16 protein-coding genes and 1 pseudogene are annotated in these 18,506 nt (G+C 68.1%); 13 read left to right on the top strand and 4 right to left on the bottom strand.

What is annotated here, in order from left to right; all coding sequences use genetic code 11:
- Window positions 1-3: 3 nt before the first annotated feature.
- Together C5F75_RS37735 and C5F75_RS37005 are read right to left on the bottom strand one after the other, a co-directional pair.
- Window positions 4-246, bottom strand: a pseudogene (locus C5F75_RS37735) (STM2901 family protein); the annotation flags it as partial.
- Window positions 247-489: 243 nt separating this feature from the next.
- Window positions 490-756, bottom strand: coding sequence for a hypothetical protein (locus C5F75_RS37005; protein WP_181035510.1), 267 nt, complete (start codon window positions 754-756; stop codon window positions 490-492).
- A 265-nt stretch (window positions 757-1,021) separates the two neighbouring features.
- On the opposite strand from C5F75_RS37005, the gene C5F75_RS34425 reads away from it, so the two are divergent.
- From C5F75_RS34425 to C5F75_RS34370, 12 genes are all read left to right on the top strand, one after another.
- Entirely contained in the window at window positions 1,022-2,602 is a 1,581-nt protein-coding gene (locus tag C5F75_RS34425) for an ABC transporter substrate-binding protein (protein ID WP_059577926.1), read from the top strand.
- Window positions 2,603-2,681: 79 nt separating this feature from the next.
- On the top strand, window positions 2,682-3,635 hold the full coding sequence (locus C5F75_RS34420; RefSeq protein ID WP_059577929.1) for an ABC transporter permease: 954 nt from the start codon (window positions 2,682-2,684) through the stop codon (window positions 3,633-3,635).
- A gap of 30 nt (window positions 3,636-3,665) precedes the next feature.
- Window positions 3,666-4,622, top strand: coding sequence for an ABC transporter permease (locus tag C5F75_RS34415; protein ID WP_059637497.1), 957 nt, complete (start codon window positions 3,666-3,668; stop codon window positions 4,620-4,622).
- Window positions 4,622-6,496: an ABC transporter ATP-binding protein gene (locus tag C5F75_RS34410; protein WP_060011035.1), complete on the top strand. Its 1,875-nt coding sequence runs from the start codon at window positions 4,622-4,624 to the stop codon at window positions 6,494-6,496. The genes C5F75_RS34415 and C5F75_RS34410 overlap by 1 nt, the downstream gene beginning before the upstream one ends.
- Window positions 6,497-6,692: 196 nt before the next feature.
- The gene (locus tag C5F75_RS34405; protein WP_456151273.1) at window positions 6,693-7,970 is read left to right on the top strand and encodes an NAD(P)/FAD-dependent oxidoreductase; all 1,278 of its coding nucleotides are present in this window, start codon (window positions 6,693-6,695) and stop codon (window positions 7,968-7,970) included.
- Window positions 7,971-7,994: 24 nt separating this feature from the next.
- Window positions 7,995-8,426, top strand: coding sequence for a helix-turn-helix domain-containing protein (locus C5F75_RS34400; protein WP_104013397.1), 432 nt, complete (start codon window positions 7,995-7,997; stop codon window positions 8,424-8,426).
- 120 nt (window positions 8,427-8,546) lie between these two features.
- Entirely contained in the window at window positions 8,547-9,281 is a 735-nt protein-coding gene (locus C5F75_RS34395) for a cupin domain-containing protein (protein WP_104013396.1), read from the top strand.
- A 2-nt stretch (window positions 9,282-9,283) separates the two neighbouring features.
- On the top strand, window positions 9,284-10,609 hold the full coding sequence (locus C5F75_RS34390) for an NAD(P)/FAD-dependent oxidoreductase (RefSeq protein WP_089466186.1): 1,326 nt from the start codon (window positions 9,284-9,286) through the stop codon (window positions 10,607-10,609).
- Window positions 10,610-10,720: 111 nt separating this feature from the next.
- Window positions 10,721-11,998: an NAD(P)/FAD-dependent oxidoreductase gene (locus C5F75_RS34385; protein ID WP_104013395.1), complete on the top strand. Its 1,278-nt coding sequence runs from the start codon at window positions 10,721-10,723 to the stop codon at window positions 11,996-11,998.
- On the top strand, window positions 11,995-13,452 hold the full coding sequence (locus tag C5F75_RS34380; protein WP_104013394.1) for an aldehyde dehydrogenase family protein: 1,458 nt from the start codon (window positions 11,995-11,997) through the stop codon (window positions 13,450-13,452). Before C5F75_RS34385 ends, C5F75_RS34380 begins: the two co-directional genes overlap by 4 nt.
- 68 nt (window positions 13,453-13,520) lie before the next feature.
- Window positions 13,521-14,708, top strand: coding sequence for a M20 aminoacylase family protein (locus C5F75_RS34375; protein WP_104013393.1), 1,188 nt, complete (start codon window positions 13,521-13,523; stop codon window positions 14,706-14,708).
- A gap of 195 nt (window positions 14,709-14,903) precedes the next feature.
- Window positions 14,904-15,806 carry a GNAT family N-acetyltransferase gene (locus C5F75_RS34370; protein WP_104013392.1) on the top strand — a complete coding sequence of 301 codons (903 nt, stop codon included), beginning with the start codon at window positions 14,904-14,906 and terminating at the stop codon, window positions 15,804-15,806.
- A gap of 242 nt (window positions 15,807-16,048) precedes the next feature.
- Here the strand turns inward: C5F75_RS34370 and C5F75_RS34365 are convergent, their stop codons facing one another.
- Window positions 16,049-16,912 carry an SDR family oxidoreductase gene (locus C5F75_RS34365; protein ID WP_104013391.1) on the bottom strand — a complete coding sequence of 288 codons (864 nt, stop codon included), beginning with the start codon at window positions 16,910-16,912 and terminating at the stop codon, window positions 16,049-16,051.
- A gap of 110 nt (window positions 16,913-17,022) precedes the next feature.
- Here C5F75_RS34365 and C5F75_RS34360 point away from each other — a divergent pair, with 110 nt between their 5' ends.
- The gene (locus tag C5F75_RS34360) at window positions 17,023-17,922 is read left to right on the top strand and encodes a LysR family transcriptional regulator (protein WP_104013390.1); all 900 of its coding nucleotides are present in this window, start codon (window positions 17,023-17,025) and stop codon (window positions 17,920-17,922) included.
- Between the two features lie 77 nt (window positions 17,923-17,999).
- Here C5F75_RS34360 and C5F75_RS34355 read toward each other — a convergent pair.
- Window positions 18,000-18,506: GGDEF domain-containing protein (locus tag C5F75_RS34355; RefSeq protein WP_146075232.1), on the bottom strand; the 507-nt coding region annotated here is incomplete at its 5' end.

Below are 18,506 nucleotides of genomic sequence, written 5' to 3'. Positions count from 1 at the left end.
GGCTCAGAGTACCCTGTCTTCGGGCTTCACAAGTCGGTTGTAGGTCGTCACGGTGTTGCGCATGATCAGGTAGGCATCGCGTGCCAGGAACACCTCGCCTACGATGGGAATCGTTCTGCCGACCCAAGCACCGAGGCGGTGGGTGAACGAGATCCGTATACCCGACAACCCGACACCCGTGATCATCGGCAAGCGAAAAGGCAGCGTCTGGGGAAACAGCTTGCGGGCGGCAAGCTCTCTCAGCGCGTACTCCTAGGGAGGCGCTACTGTACCGCATTGCCTGGAACAGCCTGGCCGGCGCTACCTCTCGGCCCGGCTGTACACGATCAGTTTCAGTTCGCTCCGCACGGCCTCGCGGCCATTCCGGCCGACCGTGTAGCTCAGAACCCAGCCAACGGCTCACGGAATCCCGTATTTCTTGCACCGATCCCCTTGGATTTATCTTGCGCTCCATCAGCCCGGTTTCCGGGCGCTCCGGCCGTCTCCCGGTCACTTTCCGGTCTTTATGCCACGCCGTTCCGATCGCGCGGCATTCTTCTGAACTTTCCTGCGCGACGCACCGTCGCGACCGCCACCGCCGACGCCCGTGCATGCGGCGATCTGCCGCAACGTGCCGCGCATTTCGACCGCGCCCGGCACGCGCACGCCCGTTCGACACAAACGTGCGGTTTGGGTGAGCCAAACGCGCGCCGGATGCCGAATGGGCAATTTTGTCGGCGCAATCTGCGGCGGCCGCGGCCTTACGATTTCCTGCATCGACACGGGTTCGGCAACCGCCGCGACACGCCGCCGGGCCAACGGCGACACGTGCGCGCACGCAGCAATTCATGCTGCGCGGGTGGCCCAAAACGGTCGATTCGTATCGTGCGGGCGGCCCGAATCGCGACAAACCGCATTTTGGCGATGCTTAAATGAATTGCATGTGTACGACGTCGCGCCCGCCACCAGCAAGCGGACGTAGCGGGATTGAACAACCACGCTGGACCCTTGGACCCACTTCCCACAGTCAGGAGCAGTTCGGATGAGCGACGATATCGACAATGACGGCAAGGGCGGCTTCACGCGCCGCGACATGATGAAGGTCATGGCGGCGAGCGGCATGATGGCCGTCGGCGGCGGGCTGCTGGTGGATGCGCAGCCGGCGTTCGCCGCGCCCGCGCCGAAGCGCGGCGGCAAGATCCGGGTCGCGAACGAATCCGGCTCGACGGCCGATACGCTCGACCCGGCCAAGGGCTCGACGGGCGCGGACTACACCCGCTTCTTCATGTTCTACAGCGGCCTCACGCAGCTCGACCAGAGCCTGACGCCGCAAATGAATCTCGCCGAATCGCTGCAGACGACCGACGCGAAGACCTGGATCATCAAGCTGCGCAAGGGCGTCACGTTCCACGACGGCAAGCCGGTCGGCCCGGCCGACGTGGTGTTTTCGCTGATGCGCCACAAGAACCCGGCCACCGCGTCGAAGGTCAAGACGCTTGCCGAACAGTTCGCGGATGCGAAGGCGACCGGCCCCGACGAAGTCACGTTGACGCTCGCGAGCGCGAACGCCGATCTGCCGGTGATCCTCGCGACGCCGCAGCTCGTGATCGTCAAGGACGGCACGACCGATTTCTCGACCGGTATCGGCTGCGGCCCGTACAAGCTGAAGTCGTTCAAGCCGGGCGTGTCGACCGTCGGCGTGCGCAACGACAGCTACTTCAAGCCGGGCAAGCCGTATCTCGACGAGATCGAGATGATCGGCATCAGCGACAGCGCCGCGCGCCTGAACGCGCTGCTGTCGGGCGACGTGCACCTGATCAACGCGATCGATCCGCGCTCGACGCAGCGGGTCGCGTCGACGCCGGGCTACGCGCTGAAGGAAACCAAGTCGGGCCTCTACACCGACCTGATCATGCGCAGCGACAACCCGATCGTCGCGAACCCCGATTTCGTCGAAGGGATGAAGTACCTGTTCGATCGCGAGCAGATCCGCTCGGCGGTGTTTCGCGGCTACTCGGTGATCGGCAACGATCAGCCGATTCCGCCGGGGCACCGCTACTTCAACGCGTCGCTGCCGCAGCGGCCGCACGATCCGGACAAGGCGAAATTCCTGCTCCGGAAGGCGGGCGCGCTCGGCGCGACGCTGCCGCCGATCTATGCGACGTCCGACGCGAACGGGTCGATCGAAATGGCCGTGCTGCTGCAGCAGGTCGGCCAGAAGATCGGGCTGAACCTGCAGGTCAACCGCGCGTCGCCCGACGGCTACTGGTCGAACCACTGGATGAAGCACCCGCTCACCTTCGGCAACATCAATCCGCGCTCGAGCGCCGACGTGCTGTTCACGCAATTCTTCAAGTCGGATGCGCCGTGGAACGAGTCGGGCTGGAAGAACGCGAAGTTCGACCAGCTGCTGCTCGCCGCGCGCTCGGAAACCGACGACGCGAAGCGCAAGCAGATGTACGGCGACATGCAGGTGATCGTGTCGCAGCAGGGCCGGGTCGGCATTCCGGCGTTCATCAGCTTCCTCGACGGCTACGACAAGCGGCTCGCGGGCCTCGGTTCGATCCCTACCGGGCCGATGATGGGCTTCACGTTCGCCGAGAACGTGTGGTGGAACGCATGACGTTGTGGCTGGCCGCCGTCGCGCGGCCGGTGCGGGCCACCGCACCGGCCACGCGCGGTTTTTTCGGGAGTGCTGCACCATGAACCGAATCCTCATCGGGCTGATCGGCCGGCGCATCGCGGTCACCGCGCTGACGCTGCTGATCGTGTCCGCGATCATCTTCACGATCACGAACCTGCTGCCAGGCGACGCCGCGCAGGCCGCGCTCGGCCAGTCGGCGACGCCGGAGACGGTCGCCGCGCTGCGCCAGCAGTTCGGTCTCGACATGCCGGCGCACGTACGTTACGCGCACTGGCTCGCGGGGCTCGCGCACGGCGATTTCGGCCGGTCGCTGTCCGGCGACATGCCGGTGTCGGAGCTGATCGGCGGGCGCCTGCCGAAGTCGCTCACGCTTGCGGCGATCACGACCGCCGTGTCGGTGCCGATCGCTCTGCTGCTCGGCATCCTCGCGGCCGTCAAGCGCGAGTCGGTGGTCGACCGCGTGATCAGCCTCGGCACGCTGTCGCTCGTCGCGACGCCGGAATTCCTGATCGCGACGGTCGCCGTGCTCGTGTTCGCGGTGAAGCTGCACTGGCTGTCCGCGCTGTCGTACAGCGGCCCGATCGAAAGCCTGCACGATTTCCTGCGTGCGTATGCGATGCCGGTGCTCACGCTGTGCGCGGTCGTGATCGCGCAGATGGCCCGGATGACGCGCGCTGCGGTGATCGAGCAACTGAGCGCGTCGTATGTCGAGATGGCCGTGTTGAAAGGCGCGAGCCCCGCGCGCGTCGTGCTGCGCCATGCGCTGCCGAACGCGATCGGCCCGATCGCCAATGCGATCGCGCTGAGCCTGTCGTATCTGCTCGGCGGCGTGATCGTCGTCGAGACGATCTTCAACTATCCGGGCCTCGCGAGCCTGATGGTCGACGCCGTCAGCAACCGCGATTTCCCGTTGGTCCAGGCGTGCACGCTGATCTTCTGCGTCGCTTACCTGACGCTCGTGCTGTTCGCCGACCTGTGCTCGATCGTGTCGAACCCGCGACTGCGCACCTGAGTGTTTCGTCTTCCTTCCGAGATGCCGCCCATGCAACCGATCGAACCCGTTCAACGCAGCAGCGCGCTGCCGCCATCCGGCGATCCGCCCCTGGGGCGGGGCGGCCTGCCGCCTGCCGCGCCTGCCCCCGACCAGCCGCGCAAGCGCCGCGCCGCGCGCATCGCCCTGACGACCGGCGGCCGCGTCGGCCTGTCGATGGCCGGCCTGATGCTGTTCGTCGCGCTGTTCGCGCCGCTGATTGCGCCGCATGACGTCGGCGCGATCGTCACGCCCGACGTGTTCGCGCCGTTCAGCGCGAAGCTGCCGTTCGGCTCCGACTTCCTCGGCCGCGACATGCTGAGCCGGATCCTGTACGGCACGCGGCTGACCGTGCTGCTCGCGCTGGCCGCGGTGCTGCTCGCCGCGGTGACCGGCACGACGCTCGGGCTGCTCGCGACCGTGTCGGGCCGCGCGGTCGACGAGACGATGAGCCGGCTGCTCGACGCGCTCACGTCGATTCCGTCGAAGATGTTCGCGCTGATGTTCGTCGCCGCGTTCGGCTCGTCGCTGCCGCTGCTGATCCTTACCGCCGCGGTCAGCTACATGCCGGGCTCGTACCGGATCGCGCGCGCGCTCGCCGTCAACATCAGCACGCTCGAATTCGTGCAGGTGGCCAGGGCGCGCGGCGAAAGCGCGCTGTACATCGCGTGCGTGGAAATGCTGCCGAACATGATCCACCCGATGCTCGCGGACACCGGCCTGCGCTTCACGTTCGTCGTGCTGCTGCTGAGCGGCCTGAGCTTTCTCGGGCTCGGCGTGCAGCCGCCGTATGCGGACCTGGGCTCGCTCGTGCGCGAGAACATCGCGAGCCTCGGCGACGGCTCGGCCGTCGCGATCATGCCCGCGGTCGCGATCGCGATCCTGACGGTGGGCGTCAACCTGTTGATCGACGGCCTGCCGCATCGCGGCCGCCGCAAGGGCGCGGCCGGCGCCGCCGGAGGACACTGATGCGACACGAATCGAACCCGCTCGTCGAGGTGCGCGGGCTGCGCGTGGTCGGCGGCCGGCCGGGCGGCGAGGAAACGACGATCGTCCACGGCGTCGACTTCGACATCGGGCGCGGCGAGGTGCTCGCGCTGATCGGCGAATCGGGCTCCGGCAAGACGACGATCGCGCTGTCGCTGATGGGCCACGCGCGCGCCGGATGCCGGATCGCCGGCGGCTCGGTCAAGCTCGACGGCACCGACGTGTGCACGCTTTCCGGACCGGCGCTGACCGCGCTGCGCGGCCGCAAGGTCGCGTATATCGCGCAGAGCGCGGCCGCCGCGTTCAACCCGTCGCGCACGATTCTCGATCAGGTGATCGAGAGCGCGCTGATCCACGGGACGATGACGAAGCGCGACGCGCAGGCGAAGGCGATCGAGTTGTTTCGCGCGCTCGCGCTGCCGGAGCCGGAGACGATCGGCAAGCGCTATCCGCACCAGGTATCGGGCGGGCAGTTGCAGCGGCTGATGGCCGCGATGGCGCTGATCACGGATCCGGAGCTGGTGATCCTCGACGAGCCGACCACCGCGCTCGACGTGACCACGCAGATCGACGTGCTGCAGGCGTTCAAGAACGTGATCCGGCGCTACGGGATGAGTGCGGTGTACGTGTCGCACGACCTGGCCGTGGTCGCGCAGATGGCCGACCGGATCGTCGTGCTGAGCGATGGCGTGATCCGCGAGGCGGGCGCGACCGAACAGATCCTGCATGCGCCGGCGCACCCGTACACGCAGAGCCTGATCGCGGCGGTCACGCCGAACGATGCCGGACGCGATGCGCAGGCGCAGGCGCAAGCGCCGGCCGAGCCGGCGCCGCTGCTCGACGTGCGCGGCGCGATCGCCGGCTACGGCGGCCGCGCCGCGAACGGCTGGCCCGCGAAGGTGATCCTGCATGAAGTCGACCTGCGCATCGGGCGCGGGCAGACGGTCGGCGTGATCGGCGAATCGGGCTCCGGCAAGACGACGCTCGCGAAGGTGATCGCGGGCCTCGTGCCGGCGACCGGCGGCGAGATCCTGCTCGACGGCGAGCCGCTTGCGCGCGATATCGGCAAACGGACGAAGGAGCAGCATCGCCGCGTGCAGATCGTGTTCCAGAACGCCGATACCGCGCTCAACCCGGTGCATACCGTCGAGCGCACGCTCGCGCGGCCGCTCGCGTTCTATCACGGGATCAAGGGCGCGCGTGCACGCCAGCGCGTCGCGGAGCTGCTCGAACTCGTGCGGCTGCCGCCGGCGGTCGCGTCGCGGCGTACCGGCGAACTGTCGGGCGGACAGAAGCAGCGGGTGAACCTCGCGCGCGCGCTCGCGGCCGAGCCCGACCTGATCCTGTGCGACGAGGTCACGTCGGCGCTCGACACCGTCGTCGGCGCCGCGATCATCGATTTGTTGCGCGACCTGCAGGCGAAGCTCGGCGTGTCGTACGTGTTCATCACGCACGACATCGCGAAGGTGCGCGCGATCAGCGACGACATCGTCGTGCTGTATGCGGGCCACCGCGTGGAGACGGGCAGCCGCGACGCGCTGTGCGCGCCGCCTTATCACCCGTATTCGCACTTGCTGGTGTCGTCCGCGCCGGAGCTGCGCGCGGGCTGGCTCGACGATGCGGCCGAGCGTTGCCACCGGCCGCTGGTGTCGATCGGCGAGCGCGAGAACGAGGCCGAGCTGTGTCCGTTCCTGTCGCGCTGCGCGATGCGCGTGGACGGCGTGTGCAACCGGACGGCGCCGTCGCTGCGCACGCTCGGCAACGGCGCGCAGGTGCTGTGCCATCGCAGCGAGGAAGATCTCGCGCGCTTCCAGGCAGAGCCGATTCCCGCAGGTGTCACGCCGGTGCAGTTGTAGTGCGTGGCGCGCGAACCGTTCATCGCGCGGTGCGGTGAACGGCCCGCCGCATAGTCTGCCGCGGCGGTCGTGCAAAACGGCAATTTATACGCGTGCCGTGCGCGAATACGCGGCAACTGCGGTTTTTGACGGTGATTAAATGATTCTCATTGAACGGTCGCCGATCGTTGTTGCCGGAATGCTCGTGAAGGATCCGATGAAACTGGAATCGTACTGGCTGGATACCCGCCCCGCGTTTCGCGACGCAAGCGTTGGCCCTGTCGAGGGGCGGGCCGACGTCGTCGTGATCGGCGGCGGTTTCACCGGCCTGTCGGCAGCGCTCGCGCTCGCGCAGCGCGGTGTCTCGGTGGTCGTGCTCGAAGCCGCGCAGGTCGCCGGCGAAGCATCCGGCCGCAACGGCGGCCAGTGCAATACGGGCGTCGCGCAGGATTACGCGTCGCTGGCCGCGCGCATCGGCGCCGCGCAGGCAAAGCAGTTTTATCTCGCGTACGAAAGCGCGGTGAAGAGCGTCGAGACGATCGTGACCGACCATGCGATCGACTGCGATTTCCGGCGCGCCGGCAAGCTGAAGCTCGCCGCGAAACCGCAGCACTTTGCTGGGCTCGCGAAGACGTTCGATGCGTTGCGGCGCGACGTCGATCCGGACATCGAACTGATCGAGCCGTCGCGGATCCGCGATGAAATCGCGTCCGAAGGTTTCTACGGCGGGCTCCTGCAGCGCAACGGCGCGCAAATGCATATGGGCAAGTTCGGCGTCGGCCTCGCGCAGGCGGCCGTGCGGGCGGGCGCACGCGTGTACGAGCACGCGGCCGTCACGCAGATCGAGCGGCTCGACGGCGAGCGCCACACGATCACGTGCACGCGCGGCACGATCGTCGCCGACCGCGTGCTGGTCGCGACCGGCGCGTCGCAACATGGGCCGTTCGCGTGGTTCCGGCGGCGCATCGCGCCGGTCGGCAGCTTCATCGTCGTGACCGAACCGCTGCCCGACGCGCAGCTCAATCGACTGTTCCCGCATCGCCGCGCCTACGTGACGTCGCGCCAGATCGGCAACTACTTCCGTGTGACGCCCGACAACCGGCTGCTGTTCGGCGGCCGCGCGCGTTTCGCGATGTCGAGCCCGCGCTCCGATGCGAAGAGCGGCGACGTCCTGCGCGCCGGCATGGCCGGCTATTTCCCCGAACTGGCCGGCGTGCGGCTCGACTACTGCTGGGGCGGGCTCGTCGACATCACCGCCGACCGGCTGCCGCGCGCGGGCCAGCATGACGGGCTCTATTACTCGATGGGCTACAGCGGCCACGGCGTGCAGATGTCGGTGCACATGGGCCGCGTGATGGCCGACGTGCTGTATGGCGCGGCCGCGTCGAACCCGTGGCGCGAACTCGACTGGCCGGCGATACCCGGCCATTTCGGGCACGCGTGGTTCCTGCCGCTCGTCGGCGCGTATTACCGGATGCAGGATTTCCTGCATTGAAGCGAGCGCCCCGGAGAATCCGATATGACAGTGCAATTCATTGGCTCGCCTCGTGTCGCCCGGCCGGTCTCGCCGGCGATCGACGACGTGCTGCGCACGATCGACGCGTCGTTCGCGCAGCCGCTGAACCTGGACACGCTCGCGGCCGTGGCCGGGTTGAGCGTATCGCGTTTCACCGCGCGCTTTCGCAGCGAAACCGGGCTGTCGCCGCACCGGTATCTGTGTCTCGTGCGGGTACGCCGGGCGCAGGACCTGTTGCGCGCCGGTCTCGCGCCGTCGGTCGTCGCGACCGACGTCGGCTTCTTCGACCAGAGCCATCTGTGCCGGCATTTCCGGCGCGTGCTCGGGATCACGCCGCGCGATTACGTGGTCGCCCGAATGGGCGGCGCGCCGATGCGAACGCCATCGGCGCGCTTGCGCGCCGAACACCGCGATGCGTCGTGTCACGCGGCGTAAGCACGGGCATGGACGACATGCCCCGCTGAGGATTTTCCGGCAGACGAGCCGGCGAACGACGATTTCCGATATCGCGTGACGGCGTTGAACCAGACCGCCACGCATTGCACAGGAGCAGAAATGACCGCAGCTTTCGTGTTGCACCGTGCCGACGGCGCACCTTCTTCCACCGCGTTTCGCCGGCAGGCGTTCGGCGCGAGCGATCCGTTCGCGTCGCATCGCGAGATCGCGTGGGAAGGCCCCGACGCGATGGCCGCGGGACGCATCGGCTTCGTCGGCGAGCTGGACGTGTCGAGCTTTCCGCACATCGAAACCGTCGTCGTCGTCCAGGGCGAGCTGACGCTCGAAGCGGCCGGGGCCGCGCCGCTGGTGCTCGGCCCGGGGCAAGGCGCCGTCATCGGCGGCGGCACGGCGCTGCGCATCGCCGCGCAATCGCCGGTGCTGCTGACGTTCTGCGCGGCAGCGTGCGAGACACCGACGAAACGCGGCCTCTTCGAGTTGCGCGCCGACGCGGACTTCAAGCCGTCCGCCACGCTGCCGGCCGAGGTGCTGCTGAGCCCCGCGCCGCAATGCCGCAGCGACAACGTGTTCACCGACGACGGCGCCGAATACTGCGCGGGCACGTGGGATTCGACACCGTATCACCGGATCGTCCGGCCGCATCGTGCCAACGAGTTCATGTTCCTGCTGGACGGCGGCGTACGGTTCGCGGCGCCCGACGACAGCGTACTGTCGCTCGGCGCCGGCGATGCGCTGTTCGTGCCGCGCGGCGCGTCGATCGGGTGGGAAAGCAGCGAACGCGTGGCGAAGTTCTACGTGATGCAGAACGTCAAACCCTCCACCGAACGAGACTGAGCATGTCCCCTCCGCTGCGCCATATCGAAACCTTGTCCACGCCGCCGGCCGCGGCCGACGTCGTCGTGATCGGCGGCGGCATCATCGGCGTCTTCACCGCCTACTATCTGGCCCGGCGCGGGCTGTCGGTCGCGCTCGTCGAGAAAGGGCGCATCGGCGCCGAACAATCGAGCCGCAACTGGGGCTGGTGCCGGCAGCAGAACCGCGATGCGCGCGAGTTGCCGATGGCGAGCAAGAGCATCGATCTGTGGGAACGGTTCGCCGCCGAATCGGGAGAGGACACGGGCTTTCATCGCTGCGGGCTGCTGTATCTCAGCAACGACGAGGCCGAACTGTCCCGCTGGGCCAGTTGGGGCGAATTCGCGAAGACCGCGGGTGTGACCACGTACATGCTCGACAGCAAGCAGGCCGCCGAGCGCGGACGGGCGACCGGGCGGCAGTGGAAGGGCGGCGTGTTCTCGCCGACCGACGGCACGGCCGACCCGGGCAAGGCCGCGCCGGCCGTGGCCGCCGCGCTGATCAAGCTGGGCGGCAGCGTCCATCAGTACTGCGCGGCGCGCGGCATCGAGCTCGAGGGCGGCCGCGTGGCCGGCGTCGTCACCGAGGCCGGCGTCATCAGGACGAGGACGGCCGTGATGGCCGGCGGCGCATGGGCGTCGTCGTTCTGCCGCCAGCTCGGCATCCGGTTTCCGCAGGCGTCGATCCGTCAGTCGATCCTGAGCGTGTCGCCCGTCGAAACGCCGCTGCCGGATGCGATGTACACGTCCGGCGTGTCGGTGACGCGCCGCAGCGACGGACGCTACGCGCTGGCGATCAGCGGCCGCGCGCGCGTGGACCCGACGCCGCAGTTCCTGCGTTTCGCGCCGCAATTCGTGCCGATGTTCGCGAAGCGCTGGCGCAACCTGCTGCCGGGCGGTCTCGAAGGCGTGCGCGGTGGCCATGAAACGTTGAAGCGCTGGCGCCTCGATGCGCCGACGCCGATGGAAGCGGTGCGCATTCTCGATCCGAAGCCCGACATGCCGACGGTCGCCGAAACCTACCGCCGCGCGGCCGAACTGCTGCCGGAACTGCGCGAAGCGACGATCACGCATGCATGGGCCGGCTTCGTCGACAGCACGCCGGACGGCGTGCCCGGTATCGGCGAAGTGCCGGGCGTGCCGGGGCTGATCCTCGCGGCGGGCTTTTCGGGGCACGGCTTCGGGATCGGGCCGGGCGCCGGGCATCTGATCGCCGATCTCGCATCCGGCGCGCAGCCGTTCGTGGACCCGACGCCGTACCGGCCCGGGCGGTTCAGCGAGTCCGCGTGGGGCAAGGTCGCGGATTTCTAGTACAAGGCCGTCGCGCCGGTCCGGATCGCACGCGCGACCGGGGCGGGGCGGCGAACGTTCGCCGGCTCGTCAGCGCGCGTGTGATGCGATGCGACAGCTTGGGAGTTCCAGATGCGTTTCAGTTCCTACTGGCTCGATACGTCGGAGCCATTCGTGAGCCACACGCCGGCGTTGCCCGGCGGAAGTTGCGACGTGGTGGTGGTGGGCGGCGGCATCACCGGTTCGGCCGCCGCGCTGGCGCTGGCCAAAAAAGGCGCGCGCGTGATCGTCTGCGAGGCGGGCACCGTCGGGCAGGCGGCATCGGGACGCAACGGCGGCATGTGCAACAACGGCTTCGCGCAGGATTACGCATCGCTGTCGCAGCGCATCGGCACGGAGCTGGCCAACCGGCTCTATCTCGCGTTCGACGCGGGCGTCGACACGGTCGAGCGGCTGGTCAGGGAGGAGTCGATCGATTGCGATTTCGCGCGCCGCGGCAAGCTGAAGCTCGCGGCGAAGCCCGAGCACTACGACAAGCTCGTGCGCAGCCAGGCGCTGCTCGCGGCGAGCGTGGACCCCGACACGCGCATGGTCACGAAGGCTGAACTTTGCGACGAGATCGGTTCGAACCGTTATCACGGCGGGCTGCTTTTCGGCAAGAGTGCCGGGATGCATGTCGGCCGTTACGTGCGGGGGCTGGCGAGCGCCGCGCAAACCCGCGGCGCGCATATTCTCGAGCACGCGCCGGTGCTCGGCCTGAAGCGGCAAGCAGGCGGCGCCTACGCGGTGCACACGCCGCTCGGCGAGATCCGCGCGCGCCAGGTGCTGCTCGCGAGCGGCATTTCGCAGGTCGGGCCGTTCGGCTGGATTCGCCGCAGGATCGTGCCGGTCGGTGCGTTCATCATCGTCACCGAGCCGTTGCCGAACGACCTGCTCGACCGGTTGCTGCCGACGCGCCGGATGGTGACCGACACGAAGAACTTCGTCAATTTCTTTCGCGTCACGCCCGACAACCGGATCCTGTTCGGCGGGCGCGCGCGGTTTGCCGCGTCGAACCCGCATTCCGACGCAAAGAGCGGGGCGATCCTGCGGCAGCAGATGGCCGCCGTGTTTCCCGAATTGGCCGACGTGCGCATCGACTACTGCTGGGGCGGAATGGTCGACATGACGGCCAACCGGCTGCCGCGCGCGGGCGAGCGCGACGGCGTTTACTACTCGATGGGCTATAGCGGCCACGGCACGCACATGGCCACGCTGATGGGCACGCTGATGGCGGAGATCATGGACGGACGCGCGGAGCTGAACCCGTGGAAAGGTTTCGACTGGCCCGCGATTCCGGGCCACTTCGGCAAACCGTGGTTCTTGCCGTTCGTCGGCGCGTGGTATCGACTCAAGGACACTCTGCAATGAATTCCCCAGTTGTTCACCTGATGCAAGCCGGCAGGCTCGATCGCTTTTTCATCGACGGCGATTGGGTGCAGCCCGACGGCAGCGACCGGTTCGCGGTCGTCAGCCCGTCGACTGAAGACACGCTGTGCGAGATTCCGCTCGGCAGCGCGCGCGACGCCGACCGCGCGGTGCAGGCCGCGCGCCGCGCGTTCGAACGCTGGTCCGCGACGTCACCGCAGGAACGCGCGGCGCTGCTCGATCGTATCCATGCGTTGATGCTGGCGCGCGCCGAGCTGTTCGCCACGGCGCTCGCGCTGGAGATGGGCGCGCCGATCGGCTACGCACGCGGCGCGCATGTGCCGCTCGCTGCCGAACATATCCGCGTCGCACGCGACAACCTCGCGCGCTACCCGTTCGTCGAGCGGCGCGGGACGACCGCGGTCGCGCGCGAGCCGATCGGCGTGTGCGCGCTGATCACGCCGTGGAACTGGCCGATCTACCAGATCACCGCGAAGGTCGGGCCGGCGCTCGCCGCAGGCTGCACGGTGGTGCTGAAACCGAGCGAGCTGTCGCCGCTCAGCGCGCTGCTGTTCGCGGAAGTGATTGCCGACGCGGGCGTGCCCGCCGGCGTATTCAACCTCGTGAGCGGCAGCGGCGAAACGGTGGGCGCCGCGCTTTCGTCGCATCCGGAAGTCGACATGGTGTCGATCACCGGATCGACGCGCGCCGGCGTGCTCGTCGCGCAGGCGGCCGCGCCGACCGTCAAGCGCGTCGCGCAGGAGCTGGGCGGCAAGTCGCCGAACCTCGTGTTGCCGGATGCCGATTTGCAGCGTGCGGTGCCGCCGGGCGTCGCCGCCGCGTTCCGGAACATGGGCCAGTCGTGCAGTGCGCCGACCCGCATGATCGTGCCGCGCGCCGCGCTCGGCGAGGTCGAGGCGCTGGCCGTCGCGACCGCGCAAACGCTCGTCGTCGGCGATCCGTTCGACGAGGCGACGACGCACGGGCCGCTCGCCAATCGCGCGCAATTCGGACGGGTCGCGCAGATGATCGACGTGGGCATCGACGAACGCGCGAAGCTCATCGCCGGCGGCCCCGGCCGGCCCGCGGGTTTCGACAAGGGCTTCTATGCGCGGCCGACGATTTTCTCCGACGTGCGCACCGACATGGCGATCGCGCAGCAGGAGATCTTCGGGCCGGTCCTCGCGATCCTGCCTTACGACACCGTCGACGAAGCGATCGCCATCGCGAACGACACCGTGTACGGGCTGGGCGCGCACGTGCAGGGCACCGACATGGAGCGGGTGCGCGCGGTGGCCGGACGCATCCGCGCGGGGCAGGTGCACCTGAACTATCCGGCATGGGATCCTCAAGCGCCGTTCGGCGGATACAAGCAGTCGGGCAACGGCCGCGAGTACGGGATCGAAGGGATGGAGGAGTATATGGAAGTCAAGTCGATCGTCGGCTTTTACGATTGACGCAGCCGCTGCGCGCGATTCGCGCCGGCAGTACAGTGGGAAGCCCGCTACATTCGAAGGTGCCGAAATTGGACAACCCCGTCATATCCGACACATCGCTGCAAACGCATCACGCGCACTGGGCGAAGCTGCGTCGCGACCTGCATGCGCATCCCGAGTTGCGATTCGAAGAACACCGGACGGCCGACGTCGTCGCCCGCGAGCTCGAGGCACTCGGCTATGCGGTGTCGCGCGGGCTGGGCGGCACGGGCGTGGTCGCGAGCCTGCCCGGTGCGGACCCGCGCCGCGGCATCGTGCTGCGTGCCGATCTGGACGCATTGCCGATCCACGAAGCGAACGACTTCGCGCATGCGTCATGCACACACGGGATCATGCATGCGTGCGGCCATGACGGCCATACCGTGATGTTGCTCGGCGCCGCACGGGTGCTGAAGACGCTGCCGCAGTTGCCGGGCACCGTCCATTTCGTGTTTCAGCCGGGCGAAGAGGGCGGCGCGGGCGCGCGCAGGATGATCGACGACGGCCTGTTCGAGCAATACCCGACGGAAGCGGTATTCGGCATGCACAACTGGCCGGGGTTGCCGGCCGGGCATTTCGGGTTGCGCACGGGCCCGATCATGGCCGCGGGCTCGCGCTTCAGGATCACGGTGACGGGCAAGGGCGCGCACGCGGCGCAGCCGCATCTGGGCATCGATCCGGTGCCGCTCGCATGCTCGATGGTGCTGCAGTGTCAGACCATCGCCGCGCGGCACAAGGATCCCGTCGACCCGGCGGTCATTTCCGTCTGCATGTTCCATGCGGGCACGACGGACAACGTGATTCCCGACACCGCCGAGCTGCGCGGCACGATCCGCACGCTGTCGTCGGCATTGCAGCAGAAGCTGCAGCACGACGTCCGGCTCGCTTGCGAAGGGCTCGCGGGCGCCTACGGCGCGCAGGTCGACGTGGAGTTTTTTCAGTACTACCCGGCGACGGTCAACACGCCGGCCGAGACGGCGCTGTGCGAAGCGGTGATTCGCGACACGTTCGGCGAGGAACGCCTGTCTGCCAACGTACCGCCGAACATGACGTCCGAAGACTTCGGCTTCATGCTGGAGGAGCGGCCGGGTGCGTACGTGCTGATCGGCAATGCGCAGGACGGCACGAGCGCACCGGCGCTGCATCATCCGAAATACGACTTCAACGACGACATCATTCCGGCCGGCGTCCGGTACTGGGTCGCGTTGGCGCAGCGTTATTTCACGCGATCGCCGTGATGCGTCGGGGCGGCGTTGACACCGGCTGACTTTGGGGCGATCGGGCGTCAGGTCCGGGAACGGCGTGCTTCCTGATCGTCGTGCACTCATGCCAGCCGGGGAGCGCCGTGCAATTTGTCGCCGCTTCGATGTCATCGCCGTGCATTTATATGATGTGCCGTGTCGCACAGCGACACTATTTGAAAGGATTGCTGAATGAACCAGGAACATGAAGTGAAGGAGCACGGCGCGACGTCGGCACTTCGCTACCGCAGATTCACCGCGGCGGACGTCCCCGCCGCCCATGCTCTTTCCATGGCGCTTCGCTGGCCGTTCCGCGCGGAAGACTGGCAGTTTTCCGCGGAAACGTCGGTCGCGTTCGCGGCCGAGGAAAACGGCGAAGTCATCGGCACGGCGATGTGCTGGAAGTACGGTGCGGATCGCGCGGCAATCGGGCATGTGATCGTTTCCGACGCGCATCAGGGGCGAGGCATCGGCCGCAAACTGATGGAAACGCTGCTCGACGAACTGGGGCCGCGCATCACGTTTCTGCACGCGACGCCGGCCGGTCGGCCGCTCTACGAGAAACTGGGGTTCACCGTGTGCGGGTCGCTGGGCCAATATCAGGGGAACGTCGATCGGCCTGCCGCCGTTGTCGTGCCCGACGGCGAGCGGCTGCGTGCCGGATCGCCGGCCGACTGGCCGCGCCTGGTCGAACTCGCCACGCGTGCGTCCGGCCTCGAGCGCGAGGCGCTGTTGTCCGCATTGCAGAAGCGGGGAGAAAGCGTCGTGCTCGAACGTGACGGCGAGGTCGTCGGGTTTTCGGTGCTGCGGCGCTTCGGTCGCGGTGACGTGATCGGTCCGGTGGTCGCGCCGCGTTCGAGCGACGATGCGCGTGCGAAGGCGCTGATCGGCTATTGGCTGACGAAACGAGACGGTGAATTCGTTCGTATCGATGTGCCTGACGGGAGCAGTTTGCCGGACTGGTTGAGCGAACAGGGACTGAAACACGTGGATACCTGTTCGAAGATGGTTCGCAACGCGCCGGCCGCGGCGCACGAGGGCGCGGCCGACCCGATCTACGGACTGTACGGGCTCGTCAGTCAGGCCATGTTGTAGGCCATCGGCCGGATAGGCGATCGTGGCGGCAGGCGGGAACAACCGATTGTATCGACGCCGCCGCTTCGCTGCCCGACATCCGAATGCCGGGCCATCCGGTACGTGTTCCGCGCTGCCGCTGCGCGATCGCCGTCGCCGGCGGCGGCACAGCGATCGCGGCGAACCGGTCGCGCGCGATGCCGGTTCAACCGCCTGGCGACCGCCTGCACTCCCGCACGGAGCATGAAGGCGCGGCATCGCGTTCAACGCAGCAGCGCGGCCGCGAAGGCGCGATATGTCCGCAGCGGGCGGCCGAGGATCGCGGCCAACCGCTCGACGTCGCCGGCCTCCGGCACCATGCCGTCGCTGACGTAGCGTTCGGCCATCAGCCGCATTTCGTACGCCATCCATTTCGGCATGAACTGCGCCAGATTGCGTTCGAACGGTGTCGGATCGTCGCCGCCATAGGCAACGGCGCGGCCCAGCGTGTCCGACCAGATCGATGCCAGTTGTTCGCCCGTCAGCGTGTCGGGCCCGACGAGGTTGATGGTCTCGAGCGGCAGCTTGCCCGGCGCGTCGTTGCGGCGGATCAGCTCGATCGCCGCGACTTCCGCGATGTCGCGCACGTCGACCATCGCGACGCCCTTGCCGCCGATCGGCATCGGGTAGACGCCGTGGCCGACGATCACGTCCTTGACCATCGATTCGTTGTCCATGAAATACGCAGGCCGCAGGATCGTCGCGCTGAAGCCCATTCGCTCGATCATCCGCTCCGCGCCGGACTTCACCGCGAAGTGCGGCACGTTCACGAAGCGGTCGGCGTGGAGCACCGACAGATAGACGACGCGCTCGATACCCGCTTCGCGGGCGAGGTTCAGCGCGATCAGCGCCTGCGTGAATTCGTCGCCCGCCACGCCGTTGAGCAGGAACAGCGTGCGGACGCCGGAGAACGCCGTACGAAGCGCGTCGACGTCGAGCATGTCGCCCTGCATGACGGTCACGGCCGCCGGAAAATCGGCCTTGGCCGGATCGCGCACCAGCACGCGCACGTCGGCGCCGCGATCGACGAGTTGATGGACGACCTGGCGGCCCACGCGGCCGGTGGCGCCCGTAACGAGAATGGTCATGATGTTCGCTCCTGAGCTAACGATAGGGTTGACTGCCCACGTAAGTTAGGTGATCCACATTCGATCCGGAAGATGTGATAAATAGACGTCTCGTCTCACTGGTGGAACACATGGACCTGCTCGCACTCGCCGATTTCAATCTCGTCGCTCGCCATGGCAGTTTCGGGGAGGCCGCGCGGGTGGCCGATCGCCCGAAGGCGACGCTGTCGCGCCGCGTCGCGGAACTGGAGAACAGTCTGTCGCTGCGTCTGTTCGAGCGCGGCTCGCGCGGCGTGAAGCTCACGCAGGAAGGGCGCGCGCTCTACGAGCGGACAGGCGCGCTGCTCGCGGAACTCGCCGACAGCGCGTCGGCCATTGCAGCGGGAAGCGAACGGCCGCGTGGCCGGCTGCGCATCAGCGCACCGATGGTCTTTTCCCAGTTCGCGATGGGGCGGCTCGTGGCGACGTTCGCGCTGAAATACCCTGACGTCCGGCTGGAGGTGACGACCGAAGACCGGCCCGTCGACATGATCGAGGAGGGCTACGACCTCGTGATCCGCGTGAACCCGGCCGCTGACGAAAGCCTGATCGGGCGCGTGTTCCTGCGCGACCGGCTGGTCGTCGTCGCGCGGCCCGAGCTGGCGCGACCGAGCGGCGACGCACCCGCACCGGCCGTGGTTCGCGGCACAAGCGACGGCCGTGCGGCATGGGAGGTCGCGGGCCCGGACGGTACGGCGCGCATAGCGGTCGAACCCGTGGCGCGGCTGTCGTCGCTGAGCATGGTGCGCGATACGGTCCGCCTCGGCCTGGGCGCCGCGTGCCTGCCGGTGTCGCTCGTGAGCCGCGACCTGGCGGCCGGCACACTCGTCAGTTGGGGCGACGTGCCGGGGCCCGATATCGCGCTGTGGGCGTTGTATCCGTCCAGGCGATTATTGAGCGCGCGCGTTTCCGCGTTTCTCGATCACCTGAAGGAGGCGTTTCCTTCAGGCAAGCCGGAAGAACTGGCTGCGTATATCGAACCGGGGCAGTGAAACGGTCGCGGCAGCGCACGCGCGTCGCGATGTCGTGAGCCGGATGCCGGCGCCCTTTCGGAATCGAACCGGCGCTTTCACGCCGGCTGCGCGACCGGCTCCGCCTGCGCACGGCACACACGATTCCTGCCTTCGCGCTTCGCGCGATAGAGCGCCATGTCCGCCTGATGCGACAGCGCGTGCACGGAAGCGTGCCGCGCGCGCCGCCCAGTCGCACAGCCGATGCTGACGGTAAAGGGCGGCACCGCTTCCGCAAACCCGTCGAGCCGGTTGCGTTCCACCTCGCGGCGAATCGCCTCCGCGACCTGCGCGGCGCCGGTTTCGTCCGTATCGGGCAACACCGCGACGAATTCCTCGCCGCCGTAGCGCGCGGCCAGGTCGCCGCGCCGCCGCGTATGCGCGCGGATGCATTCGGCGAGAAAGCGCAGCGCGGTGTCGCCCACTGCGTGCCCATGCCGGTCGTTGTACTGCTTGAAGTGATCCGCGTCGATGAAGAGCAGCGAGAGACTGCCGTCGCCGCCCCGTTGCAGCCGCTCCCATTCGTCGGCCAGCGCGGTATCGAGCGCGCGGCGATTGTGCAGGCC

Origin of the sequence: Burkholderia anthinoferrum (assembly GCF_002925705.1) — a bacterium.
In the GTDB taxonomy this organism is placed as follows: domain Bacteria; phylum Pseudomonadota; class Gammaproteobacteria; order Burkholderiales; family Burkholderiaceae; genus Burkholderia; species Burkholderia semiarida.
This window is presented reverse-complemented; position numbering and strand designations above follow the sequence as displayed.

What these genes read in the sequence shown, in the direction of transcription:
- C5F75_RS34400 (WP_104013397.1), top strand. Translation starts at nt 7,995, where the DNA reads ATGACAGTGCAATTCATTGGCTCGCCTCGTGTCGCCCGGCCGGTCTCG.
- C5F75_RS34380 (WP_104013394.1), top strand. Translation starts at nt 11,995, where the DNA reads ATGAATTCCCCAGTTGTTCACCTGATGCAAGCCGGCAGGCTCGATCGC.
- C5F75_RS34390 (WP_089466186.1), top strand. Translation starts at nt 9,284, where the DNA reads ATGTCCCCTCCGCTGCGCCATATCGAAACCTTGTCCACGCCGCCGGCC.
- C5F75_RS34420 (WP_059577929.1), top strand. Translation starts at nt 2,682, where the DNA reads ATGAACCGAATCCTCATCGGGCTGATCGGCCGGCGCATCGCGGTCACC.
- C5F75_RS34360 (WP_104013390.1), top strand. Translation starts at nt 17,023, where the DNA reads ATGGACCTGCTCGCACTCGCCGATTTCAATCTCGTCGCTCGCCATGGC.
- C5F75_RS34415 (WP_059637497.1), top strand. Translation starts at nt 3,666, where the DNA reads ATGCAACCGATCGAACCCGTTCAACGCAGCAGCGCGCTGCCGCCATCC.
- C5F75_RS37005 (WP_181035510.1), bottom strand. Translation starts at nt 756, where the DNA reads ATGCAGGAAATCGTAAGGCCGCGGCCGCCGCAGATTGCGCCGACAAAA.
- C5F75_RS34395 (WP_104013396.1), top strand. Translation starts at nt 8,547, where the DNA reads ATGACCGCAGCTTTCGTGTTGCACCGTGCCGACGGCGCACCTTCTTCC.
- C5F75_RS34405 (WP_456151273.1), top strand. Translation starts at nt 6,693, where the DNA reads ATGAAACTGGAATCGTACTGGCTGGATACCCGCCCCGCGTTTCGCGAC.
- C5F75_RS34385 (WP_104013395.1), top strand. Translation starts at nt 10,721, where the DNA reads ATGCGTTTCAGTTCCTACTGGCTCGATACGTCGGAGCCATTCGTGAGC.
- C5F75_RS34410 (WP_060011035.1), top strand. Translation starts at nt 4,622, where the DNA reads ATGCGACACGAATCGAACCCGCTCGTCGAGGTGCGCGGGCTGCGCGTG.
- C5F75_RS34425 (WP_059577926.1), top strand. Translation starts at nt 1,022, where the DNA reads ATGAGCGACGATATCGACAATGACGGCAAGGGCGGCTTCACGCGCCGC.
- C5F75_RS34365 (WP_104013391.1), bottom strand. Translation starts at nt 16,912, where the DNA reads ATGACCATTCTCGTTACGGGCGCCACCGGCCGCGTGGGCCGCCAGGTC.
- C5F75_RS34370 (WP_104013392.1), top strand. Translation starts at nt 14,904, where the DNA reads ATGAACCAGGAACATGAAGTGAAGGAGCACGGCGCGACGTCGGCACTT.